General features: G+C 53.6%; 8 protein-coding genes. 4 read left to right on the top strand and 4 right to left on the bottom strand.

Going from position 1 to position 11215, the window contains the following annotated elements:
- The 3 genes from ACO1NT_RS16830 to cobA all read right to left on the bottom strand — a co-directional run.
- Positions 1 to 3491 (bottom strand): molybdopterin-dependent oxidoreductase (locus tag ACO1NT_RS16830; RefSeq protein ID WP_449049903.1); only part of this gene is annotated, 3491 nt, incomplete at its 3' end.
- A 29-nt stretch (positions 3492 to 3520) separates the two neighbouring features.
- Positions 3521 to 4771, bottom strand: a complete 1251-nt coding sequence (locus tag ACO1NT_RS16825; protein WP_449049902.1) for an MFS transporter — start codon at positions 4769 to 4771, stop codon at positions 3521 to 3523.
- A gap of 95 nt (positions 4772 to 4866) precedes the next feature.
- On the bottom strand, positions 4867 to 5625 hold the full coding sequence (gene cobA / locus ACO1NT_RS16820) for a uroporphyrinogen-III C-methyltransferase (protein ID WP_449049901.1): 759 nt from the start codon (positions 5623 to 5625) through the stop codon (positions 4867 to 4869).
- Positions 5626 to 5775: 150 nt separating this feature from the next.
- Here cobA and nirB point away from each other — a divergent pair, with 150 nt between their 5' ends.
- Genes nirB through ACO1NT_RS16805 form a run of 3 tightly spaced genes read left to right on the top strand, consistent with a single transcriptional unit; the run spans position 5776 to position 9663 of the window.
- Positions 5776 to 8295, top strand: coding sequence for a nitrite reductase large subunit NirB (nirB, locus tag ACO1NT_RS16815; RefSeq protein WP_449049900.1), 2520 nt, complete (start codon positions 5776 to 5778; stop codon positions 8293 to 8295).
- A 39-nt stretch (positions 8296 to 8334) separates the two neighbouring features.
- The gene (nirD, locus tag ACO1NT_RS16810; protein ID WP_449049899.1) at positions 8335 to 8685 is read left to right on the top strand and encodes a nitrite reductase small subunit NirD; all 351 of its coding nucleotides are present in this window, start codon (positions 8335 to 8337) and stop codon (positions 8683 to 8685) included.
- A 51-nt stretch (positions 8686 to 8736) separates the two neighbouring features.
- Positions 8737 to 9663 (top strand): isopenicillin N synthase family dioxygenase, encoded by a 927-nt coding sequence (locus tag ACO1NT_RS16805; protein WP_449049898.1) that lies wholly within the window; start codon positions 8737 to 8739, stop codon positions 9661 to 9663.
- A gap of 7 nt (positions 9664 to 9670) precedes the next feature.
- Here ACO1NT_RS16805 and ACO1NT_RS16800 read toward each other — a convergent pair whose 3' ends face one another.
- The gene (locus ACO1NT_RS16800; protein WP_449049897.1) at positions 9671 to 10228 is read right to left on the bottom strand and encodes a thioredoxin family protein; all 558 of its coding nucleotides are present in this window, start codon (positions 10226 to 10228) and stop codon (positions 9671 to 9673) included.
- Between the two features lie 131 nt (positions 10229 to 10359).
- Between ACO1NT_RS16800 and ACO1NT_RS16795 the strand changes: the two genes are divergently transcribed.
- The gene (locus tag ACO1NT_RS16795; RefSeq protein WP_449049896.1) at positions 10360 to 11178 is read left to right on the top strand and encodes a helix-turn-helix domain-containing protein; all 819 of its coding nucleotides are present in this window, start codon (positions 10360 to 10362) and stop codon (positions 11176 to 11178) included.
- Positions 11179 to 11215 lie beyond the last annotated feature (37 nt).

Raw genomic sequence — 11215 nt, 5'->3', positions numbered from 1 at the left:
TTTTCCGTCGCTGCCAAAAAGCCCTCCAAAATCGCCATCACCTGCGGCCGGCAGGATCCACACCCGCTGCCGGCACCGCTGGCGTCGCAAAGCGCGCCCAGCTCGGCACATCCCGACCGGATAAGGTTGGTCAGGTTCCCCTCGCCCACCTGGTTGCAACTGCAAACGACCTTCCCGATGACAGGCTCCTTCGCCGAGCCACTTCTCAACAGGCGTAGCCGTTTTTCACTGAGCTCGGTTTTGTTCGTTATCAGGTCTTTGAACTCCAAAAATTCGTTCTTGTCGCCGATCAAGATGGCACCAACCAATCGGTCTTGGTGAACAATGCACTTTTTGTAATAGCGTTTGGCCTTGTCGATGAAAACGATTTCCTCGTACCGATCATCGGGGCAATCTACCAAGCCGATGCTACAGAGATCGAACCCCTGAATCTTGATGATATTCATAAACACGCTACCCTGGTAAACGCTGCCTACATCGCCATTGTGGTAGCGTGCCACTACGGATCCCTGCTGTTCGGCCGCAGCGGTAATACCATACAGCGTCCCCTCAAACTCGGCAATCTCGCCGATGGCATAAATGGAGGGGTCGCTGGTCTGCAGCCGGTTGTTCACCACCACGCCGCGTTGGCACTGGAGACCCGCGGCCTTGGCCAGTTCGATGTTGGGGGTCGTGCCTATCGCAATGAGAACGGCATCGCATCTGATTTGCCGGCCGCTCTTCAACTCTACCTTGGTTACCTTGTTCCGCCCATAGTAAAGCTGCACTTCATCGTTGTAGTACACTTCACAACCCTGTTCCACCATCTCCTCGTGGAGCATCTGGCTGCCTAACGCATCCAACTGCCGGTTCAGGAAGCGCGACACCCGTTGCACCACGGTTATTTTCACACCCATTTCACGCAGGCTCGCCGCCATTTCCAACCCCAGCAGGCCGCCGCCTACAATAACCACGGATGCATCTTTGCGAAGGAACTTGCGGAGGTTATCGGCATCGGGGCGTCGCCGCATACTGAAAATGCCCGGCATCGCCGGGATATCCTTCGGCATCGTCGGCCGGCTTCCGGTGCTCAAAATCAATACATCATAAGGGGTCTTTATCCCCCGCGAGTCTTCCACACATTTAGCCGAACGGTCGATGCGGGTTACCGTCACTCCCCGGACATGGTTGATGCGGTACACGTCACGCTCCTCCTCGTCCTGCATCTTCACCAAGTCGCCCCACTGCTGGTCGCCACTCACGTAATGCGGCAGCATCACCCGGTTGTAAAACGGGAGGTCTTCGTTGCTGAATACCGTAATATCGTCTGCCGTGTTGATCTCGCGGTACGCTTTCACGAACCCGAAGGCGCCCGCCCCGGCCCCCACGATGACGATCCGGTCGAAAGGCTTCCGGTAGGGGGCCACCTTTACGGCACAGAACTTGAAATCAGGTTCTTTGGAGATGGGGTCCACCAGCGGGTTGGTGAGGTTGTTTGCCCTGTTGAGGTCAGATCCCCAGCTTTTGCCCCAATGCATGGGTAGGAACACGCAACCCGGTTTGATGGTGTTACCGATGGTGGCTTTCACCCGTGCGTTGCCCCGGCGCGAGGTGATTTCTACCAGTCGGCCCTCTTCAATGCCCAAGCGCTCGGCGTCAATTCGGTGGATCTCCAGTTGGGGTTCGCCGATATGCTGCTTCAGCTTGCTCACTTTACCGGTTTTGGTCATGGTGTGCCATTGGTCGCGGATACGGCCGGTTGTTAAAATAAATGGAAAGTCCGCGTCGGGTTGCTCGCTCGGTGTATCGGCATCGGGGCTATGGATGATGGCCTTTTCCGTGGGCGTATAAAACCGGTGGTCTTCAAATAAGCGGGATGTCCCCGTATCGCTCCGCTTCTGGTAGGGCCATTGAACCGTTCTGCGGCTATCTATCCGCGCATAATCCAGCCCGTCGATCCGGATCGACGTTTCCGCGGTGAGCCGTGCATGCTCCCTGTATATAGCTTCCGGACCGGCATAGTCAAATCCACGATACCCCATCTTTTGGGCAAAACGGCAGATGATCTCGGCATCCGGGAGCGCCTCTCCGGGCGGGTCGATGATTTTATGCAGATGGCTTATCCGGCGTTCAGAATTGGTCATGGTTCCTTCTTTCTCCGCCCAGGCGGCGGCGGGCAGGATTACATCGGCATATTCCAGCGTCTGCGGCTTATTGCTGATTTCCTGCACAACGACAAATTTAGCGTTTTTCAAAGCCTGCTCAACTCTCCGGGCATCCGGAAGGCTGGTGAGCGGATTGGTGCATAGGATCCAGATGGCTTTCAGCTTCCCATCGGCCAGGGCATCGAACATTTCGGTGGCGGTGAGCCCCGGGGTTTCGGAGATCGGGGTCCCTCCCCAGAAGTCGGCCACTTCCCGCCGGTGGGCATCGTTGTTCAAATCGCGGTGCGCCGGGAGCAGGTTGGCCAAGCCACCTACTTCCCGTCCCCCCATGGCATTGGGCTGGCCCGTTAGCGAGAAAGGCCCCGACCCCGGTTTCCCTATCCGGCCTGTGATGAGATTGAGGTCGATCAGCGACAGGTTCTTGTCTACCCCCTTCACGCTTTGGTTGAGTCCCATCGTCCACAGCGTCAAAAGCGACTTGGACCTGCCGATATAGGTGGCGGCTTGCCGGACCTCCCCTTCGGGCACGCAGCAAATCCTGGCGGCTTCTGCCACGGTCCGCTCAAACACCCGTGCTTTATACGCTCCAAACCCTTCGGTATGTTTTCCGATAAAGTCGCTATCGATGTCGCCATTTTCAATCAACAGTCTACCCAGCGCATAGTTCAGTACCATATCGGTGCCGGGCTGGATCTGCAAATGGATATCGGCGATGGCAGCGGAATCCGTCTTGCGGGGATCCACGACGATGATCCTGGTGTGGGGGTTTTGCGCTTTGTGCGCTTCGACCCGGCGCCACAAAATCGGGTGGCACCAGGCAGGGTTGGCTCCTTCAACCAACAGGCAGTCGGCCAGTTCGATATCGTCGTAGCAAATCGGTACCGAGTCTTCACCTAGGCTCATCTTATAGGCAGCAACCGCGCTGCTCATGCACAGGCGCGAATTGGTATCGATATTATTGCTACCGATAAACCCTTTAATGAGCTTATTGACCACATAGTACTCTTCGGTGAGGCACTGCCCCGAGGCATAGAACGCCACCGAATCGGGCCCATACGTTGAAATCAAAGATCGGAACACCGCCGCCGTACGGGTAAGGGCATCATCCCAGCTCACCCGTTGCAGGGGCATACCGCGGTGGTAACGCATTTGCGGATGGCACAGCCGATCGGACCGATCGTTGACGGTATACTGCAAATTCATGCCCTTGCTACATAATTTACCACGGTTTACGGGGTGGTCCTCATCGCCGGTCACCGTCACCAAGCCGTGTTTATCCAAATGAGCCTTCACTCCGCAGCCGACCCCGCAATAACAGCAAGTACTGGTTACTTCTGTTTTCTTCATCGTAAATGTTGTCCCATCCATCTTTTATGTTACCGATCAAGCACCCATTTGCGCGAAACCGCCTCAGCCAGTGGCTTTGCCTGGAACCGGGTAACGACAACCAAGAACCCGATGAAAACCACACCTATCCCGATATATTGGAAAGCATCCGCGTAGGTCAAGTGTTCAGCTTTGAAAAGGAACCCCACCAGCACCGCGCCGAGGTTCCCCCCTGCCCCCACGATCCCGCTGACCACGCCGATGTTGTCCTTATTGATAAATGGCACGATTCCGTAGGTGCAGCCATTTGCCATTTTCAAGAACAGCGCGAAGACCAACATGGATATCACGGCCAGCAACAACGTGTTGGACAGTGCAAATAACGTAATGCCCAAGCCTTCCAAAACCAACAACCATCCCAGCAAGGCCCCCTTCCCCCGCAAGCCAAATTTCCGGCCTATGCGGTCGCTGACCAATCCACCGAGCGCACGCGCAAATAGATTCATCCCCCCGAATATGCTGGCCATGGCGCCAGCCGCTATGATGCCGGTGCCGAAACGGTCGATAAAAAATGTAGCGGCCACGTTATCCACCGTAATCTCGATGCCGAAACACGCGGCGTAGGCCAGTGTGAGGATCCATACGCGGTAATCGCGCAACGCCACGGATAAGGCGCCCTTCTGGTTCCTAGCCGTGTTGTACCTCGGTGCTAAGTCCTTGAAATTCCCAGCTGGGGTATCCGTCGTATACCGGTGGTATATAAAAGCCATGAGCAGGAGGATGGCACCGGGCACCACCATCGCCAAACGCCATGAGTCGGTTTCATTTACGAAGCCCAGCGCTGCAAAACCGGCGGCAATCAATGGCATCAGCAAATTGGTGACCCCGCCACCCAGATTCCCCCAGCCACCGGTTACGGCATTGGCGGTGCCCACAATGCCGGGCGCGAACATCATGGACGTATGGAATTGGGTGATAACAAAAGAGGCGCCCACGATGCCGATGAAGAAACGAAATATCAAGAACGATGCGTAGCTCGTGCTGAGACCAATAAGCATCATCGGAATAGCCCCCACCATCAGCAGGATCGTGTAGGTTAGCCGCGGCCCCAGTGTATCGCACAGCTTGCCGATGACTAGACGGGCAATGATAGTGGCCGAAACGGAGGCGATGATGACGTTACCAACCTCACTTTTGGTCAACCCCAGCTGGTCGCGGATGATCGGCATCAGCGGCGCTACGCCAAACCATCCGAAAAAGCAGAAAAAAAAGGTGATCCAGGTGATATGGAATGTCCGCATCTGGATACCTTTAAACGAAAAAATATTGAGTTTGGTAAGTGGTTGCCGATTGTTAACCATTGCTATTTGATATGTTGTACGCCTAATTATATATACTACACCACGTTGCGCTTTACCGAAAAGGATGTCAGCGCTTCATTGAGGTTGACAACGTCGCCGATGACAATAATCGCCGGGTTACGCATACCGGCCTCCCGGCAGCATCGTGCCAGGTCGCGCACAGCACAGGTCACCTTGCGGCTCTCCGGCTTCGTCGCGTCCTGCACGACGGCAGCGGGCGTATCGCCTTTGCCGTGCATCACATAGGTGCGTGCAATCTCGGAAAGCTTGCGCATACCCATATAGATGACCACCGTCGAATTGCTTTGCGCGGCCAGCGACAAATCCGACGCGATATTGCCATCACGCTTCATACCGGTCAATACCCATACGCCTTCGCTGGTCCCGCGATGGGTAAGGGGGATATCCCATGTCCCCACTCCCTGCATACTGGTTATTCCGGGCACATAAGTGACCTGTATTCCCAAGCGCTTGGCCACAGCCCATTCTTCGAAGCCCCTGCCATATATATAGGGATCGCCTCCCTTCAATCGCACCACCGTCCCGTAGTGGGTACAGTAATACGCAATCAACGCGTTGATGTTGTCTTGTGGAATATATTTGCCGAAAGGCTTCTTGCCTACGTACCGCTTTATGCAATGGGGAGGCGAAATATCCAGCAAATCGGCATTTACCAAGTTATCGAATAGCACGACATCCGCCTTCGCCAGCACTTTACACGCTTTTAGGGTAAGTAATTCGGGATCCCCCGGACCAGAACCCACAATATAGAACATATTTTGTATATTTAACATCAAAAAATGATATATATTAATAATATGATAAACAAAAATACATTTTATTGTTAAATAAATAATATTAATTATTCATTTTTTATAAAAAAACTCTACTTTAGCAATCGTAAATAATATTATTTTGTCTTTTAATAAATTAATACGATTAAAATGCAGCAAAAAACAATAATTATTATTGGAAATGGCATGGTAAGTCATAAATTTTGTGAAAAAATTAGAAAAAAAGACAAAATTTCCAAGATAATAGCATTTGGAGAAGAAGAAATACGCGCATACGACCGTGTTCATCTCACCAGTTACTTCAGCGACAAGACTTTGGAACAACTTTACCTATCCGGAGACGAGTGGTATACCGAAAATGACATCGAATTACACCTAAATGACCCGGTCATTTCAATAAATCGGGATAATAAAACGATCACTTCATCGAAAGGTCTCCAAATCGACTACGATTTCCTGGTATTGGCCACTGGATCGGCCGCTTTTGTGCCCCCCATACCGGGGGTGGATAAAGAAGGTGTCTTCCCGTATCGTACCATCCAGGATCTCGACCGGATAAGGGCATATGCCACGCAGGCAAAAAAAGGCGCCGTCATCGGCGGGGGGCTACTTGGTTTGGAAGCAGCGAAGGCGCTCGTGGATTTAGGCATCGGTGCCTCGACGGTCATCGAATTCGCACCCCGCCTGATGCCGCGGCAAATCGACGAAAGTGCCAGCCGTACGCTGCAAACCAAACTGGACAACCTAGGGCTCAGTTGCCTCTTGCAGAAATCGACCAGCCAGGTACTTGGCGATAACCGCATCACCGGACTGGCCTTTGCCGATGGCACCCAAATCGACGTGGATATCCTCATCATTTCCGCCGGCATCAAGCCGCGCGACGAGCTGGCGACGGCTTGCGGCCTGGCCACCGGCCCGCGTGGCGGCATTATTGTTGACGAAAACATGCGCACGTCCGACCCGGCCATACTGGCCATCGGTGAGTGTGCCTTATCAAACGAGATGATCTATGGCCTGGTAGCGCCAGGATACGAGATGGCTGAAGTTGCGGCCTGTACGATCTGCGATGAAGAAAAATCGTTCAACGGCTTTGACATGAGCACCAAACTCAAGCTGATGGGAGTAGACGTGGCCAGCTTCGGCGACCCGTTCATCACCGAACCCCACGCCCGCACCATCCTCCTCGACGACGCCAACAAAGGCGTGTACAAGCGGGTGAACATCAGCTCCGACGGCAAACGGCTGCTTGGAGGCATACTCGTGGGCGAAGCCAGCAGCTATAACATGTTATTGCAGACCGTAAACAACAACATGCCCATCCCTGCCGACCCGGAAGTACTCCTGCTAGGGGAAAAAACCGGCAGCAAACCCAGTGGCCCGGGGTTGGATTCCCTCCCCGATTCGGCGCTCATCTGTAGCTGCGAAGGGGTTACGAAAGCCCAGATATGCGACGCGGTGACCAACGGGGGGTGCGAGACCTTCGACGGCGTGAGCAAACGCACCCAAGCGGGCACCGGCTGCGCCGGCTGTGTTCCCCTGGTAAAGGACCTGATTGCCCACACCATGAAACAGCAGGGCAAATACATCCGTGCAACCATCTGCGAGCATTTCAACTACAGCCGGCAGGAGCTTTATGACCTGGTGAAGATACACCAACTGAAAAGCTACGACGACGTATTGGATAGCGTGGGCAAGGGCGACGGATGCGAAACCTGCAAGCCGGTGGTGGCTTCCATCCTGGCGAGCCTATGGAACGAGATGATCCTGAGCCGCGGCAATGATGTGGTGCAAGACAGCAACGATCGGTTCCTGGCCAACATCCAACGCGGGGGCACCTACTCGGTGGTTCCGCGTGTGCCCGGAGGTGAAATCCATCCCGACAAACTGATTGTCATCGGGCAGGTTGCCAAAAAGTACGGATTGTACACCAAAATCACCGGTGGTCAACGGATCGACCTGTTCGGTGCACACCTGAATGACCTACCGGACATCTGGGAAGAATTGATTGCCGCCGGGTTCGAAAGCGGCCACGCCTATGGCAAGGCGCTGCGCACGGTAAAAAGCTGCGTCGGCAGCACCTGGTGCCGCTTCGGGCTACACGACAGCGTCTCCTTCGCCATCCAGATCGAAGAACGCTACCGGGGATTGCGGTCGCCGCACAAACTCAAATCCGCCGTTAGCGGATGTGTGCGCGAATGTGCCGAAGCACAGAGCAAAGACTTCGGCATCATCGCCACGGAGAAAGGGTGGAACCTCCATGTATGCGGCAATGGCGGCAGTAAACCACAGCATGCGCTACTCCTCGCCAGCGACATCGATTCGGCCACCTGCATCAAATATATCGATCGGTTTCTCATGTTCTACATACGGACTGCCGATCCGCTTACGCGGACGGCTACCTGGTTGAACAAGATGGAAGGCGGCATCGACTACCTGCGCAACGTGGTGGTGAACGACGGCCTGGGCATGGCCGAGATTTGGGAAAGAGAGATGCAGGAACTAGTCGATGCCTATGAATGCGAATGGAAAGCGGCGGTTAACAATCCCGAAATACGCAAACGCTTTGTACACTTCGTCAACGCGCCCGAAGAAAAAGATGATACGGTGCGCTTTGAAACGTTGCGGGGGCAGAAAAAGGCCGCCGATTGGAATGCATTAACATCATATTAAGAAACACTTGTTCAATCCACTATTTAAAAAACATTTTTTATGGAAACGTTAGCCACATCAACATCCTGGAAGTTAGCCTGCCGCGTAGAAGACACCATTGCGAATGGTGGGGTCTGCCTGAAGCTCGAAAACCAACAGATCGCCTTGTTCTATTTCAAACGGCGGAACGAATGGTATGCCACGCAAAACGAGTGCCCCCACAAACGGCAGATGATCTTGAGCCGCGGCATGATCGGGTCGCTTGGTGATAGTCCGAAGGTTGCATGTCCGTTCCACAAAAAAACGTTCGCCCTGGATACCGGAGAGTGCTTGTCGGGCGATGAATGCGCCATCAAAACCTACCCGGTAAAAATCGAAGACGGGTTGGTTTATATCGCGTTGAACAACTAAGGGCGGCCCCGGATATTGTCGCGAGAAACTTGTACCTTTACCCTAAAAAAGATGGCGAATATCAATATCCCAAGGCTCGACCTTCACAACTATACCCACGGCACGGCGGAACAACGCCACCGGTTCTCGGAGGATATCGGCAAAGCGTTCAACGAAACGGGGTTTGTGACCATTGCCAACCACGGCATGGAAAAAGCACTGATCAATGAGCTGTACCAGGTAGTGCAGGCGTTTTTCGCCCTGCCCGAAGCGGCAAAATCGGCCTATGAAATACCCGGTCTCGCCGGGCAACGGGGCTACACCTCCAAAGGGAAAGAAAGGGCCAAAGACGCCAAGGTTCCCGACCTCAAGGAATTCTGGCAACGTGGACAGGACGACAATCCCGTTGTGGATGAACTCCCCCGTTTCGACCAGGTAACCGGCGACGTGTTCCGGCGACTGGAAACGGCCGGACGCGAATTGCTCAAAGCGATTGCGGTATACCTGGGGTTAACGGAAGATTATTTCGAACCCAAGGTCATAAAGGGGAACTCCATCCTAAGGGCCATCCACTACTTCCCCATCGAAGATCCAGACAGCCTGCCCGACGACGCCGTGCGTGCCGGCGCGCATGAAGATATTAATCTCATCACCTTACTGATTGGCGCGAGTGCAGACGGATTGGAAGTACTCACCCGTGAGGGCACGTGGTACCCCGTGAAAGCCTACGGTGAAGACATCGTGGTGAATGTGGGCGATATGCTGCAACGGCTTACCAATAACAAACTGAAATCGACGACCCACCGCGTGGTCAACCCACCGCGCGAATTGATGAAGACATCGCGGTTCTCCGTGCCGTTCTTTTTGCATCCGAAGGCCAACATGAGCCTTGCGGCGCTCGAGTCATGTATCGATGCCGAGCACCCCAAAGCATATCCGGATATGACAGCGGGGGAATATCTAGACGAGCGGCTAAAGGAAATCGGATTAAAGATGTAATATCGGCTTACAACGCCCTGAGAATAGCTTCCAACTCAGCCTGCACAGACTCGCCCTTATCGGCATTATACCAATGTTGTAAGGCCGTCTTCTGGGTTTCGAAATCTGCATCTTCGGTCTTGAGCCGATCAAACAGCACTTGGCATTCCGCGGGCCGGGGCCCCCACGTGGCGAGGTCGACGCCCTGGCCATCCCGGATAATCAATTTCGGGATAGACTTGCTTCCGTTGGTGAGGTATCCGTTGATACGGAACGGCTCGGAATCGCGCAGTTCATACGCCACGGTGATCAACGGGTTCAATTGGGCCGCCAACTCGATAAAAGGCACGGAGTGCGCCGCATCACCGCACCAAGGTTCAGTAATCACAACCCATTGCTGGGGCTGGGAAACGCCCTCAACGACATCAATAAAGGTTCCAGACAATATGCCTTTCTTCAGCCAGCGGTTCATCCGCGACCAATTGAGCCGCGTGTAATCGAGATACGCCGGCTTGTCATAGGGCGCTTGGGGGGCCTGATCTTTCAGTATTTGTTCGAATCTGTTTAAATATGCTTGAAAATCCATATATGCGTTCGTTTGACAATCGGCCACAAAGGTACATCTCCAAGCGGATGTTAAGGTCGGCAGAATGTCAAAGAAGAAAGGGGATCTAAAATATCGCCGACCTAAGAATCCTTTGTATCTTGGCAAGCGTTATGAGAACACTCGATGTAAAAACGAAAATCGATCCCCACCAACACCTTAAAATTGCGGCGTTTCGGAAAAACATCCGTACCACCACACCGCATAAACACAACAGTTATATGGAGTTCGTTTTTCTAACCGACGGACGCGGCACCCACACCATTGATGGGGAAACCCACCGGGTGGCACCTCCGGTGATATTCACTATCCGAAAGGAGCAGGTGCACCATTGGGAGCTGACGGGCGAACCCGAAGGCTATGTACTTATCCTCAAAAAGCAATACGTTGAAAATAGCAGGGATATGGCACTGCGTGATCTACTGACCCAGGTCAGCACACACACCTGTGTTCCAATCGACGCTACGAACAACTTGACCAAACTCTTCGAGTTACTGTTGGAAAGCTGGAATCGACACCATCCCTACCAAGCGGACGAAATAGATGGGTTGTTAAAGACGCTTCTGAGCAGCATACTCCGGTATGCCCAGCCCAAAAAACAACCTATCCAAACCAACAAGGACCTCTACTACCGGTATGTGGAGATACTTAGGCATACGGAATCGTTGCGCAACAACGTCGCGCACTATGCCGCAGTACTAGCCACGTCACCGCAGCACCTCAATGCGGTTTGCCGGAAGACGACCGGACAGTCTGCAGCGACGGTTTTGGCAAACCACTTGGTCAGTGAGGCCAAACGCCTGCTGCACTACACCGAACTGACCGTAAAGGAAATCGCCGCACGGTTCGATTTCGCCGACAGCTCCCATTTCATCAAGTATTTCAAGCGACACGTCGGCCTGCCTCCCCAAGCGTTCCGAAAGCAGGCATAAATAAAGATGCCATTTATTTTTCAAATATACCGTAACC

Source organism: Parapedobacter sp. (assembly GCF_053550995.1).
This window is presented reverse-complemented; position numbering and strand designations above follow the sequence as displayed.

Coding starts and splice junctions, on each gene's coding strand:
- nirD (WP_449049899.1), top strand. CDS start 8,335: ATGGAAACGTTAGCCACATCAACATCCTGGAAGTTAGCCTGCCGCGTA.
- cobA (WP_449049901.1), bottom strand. CDS start 5,625: ATGTTAAATATACAAAATATGTTCTATATTGTGGGTTCTGGTCCGGGG.
- ACO1NT_RS16825 (WP_449049902.1), bottom strand. CDS start 4,771: ATGCGGACATTCCATATCACCTGGATCACCTTTTTTTTCTGCTTTTTC.
- ACO1NT_RS16800 (WP_449049897.1), bottom strand. CDS start 10,228: ATGGATTTTCAAGCATATTTAAACAGATTCGAACAAATACTGAAAGAT.
- ACO1NT_RS16795 (WP_449049896.1), top strand. CDS start 10,360: ATGAGAACACTCGATGTAAAAACGAAAATCGATCCCCACCAACACCTT.
- nirB (WP_449049900.1), top strand. CDS start 5,776: ATGCAGCAAAAAACAATAATTATTATTGGAAATGGCATGGTAAGTCAT.
- ACO1NT_RS16805 (WP_449049898.1), top strand. CDS start 8,737: ATGGCGAATATCAATATCCCAAGGCTCGACCTTCACAACTATACCCAC.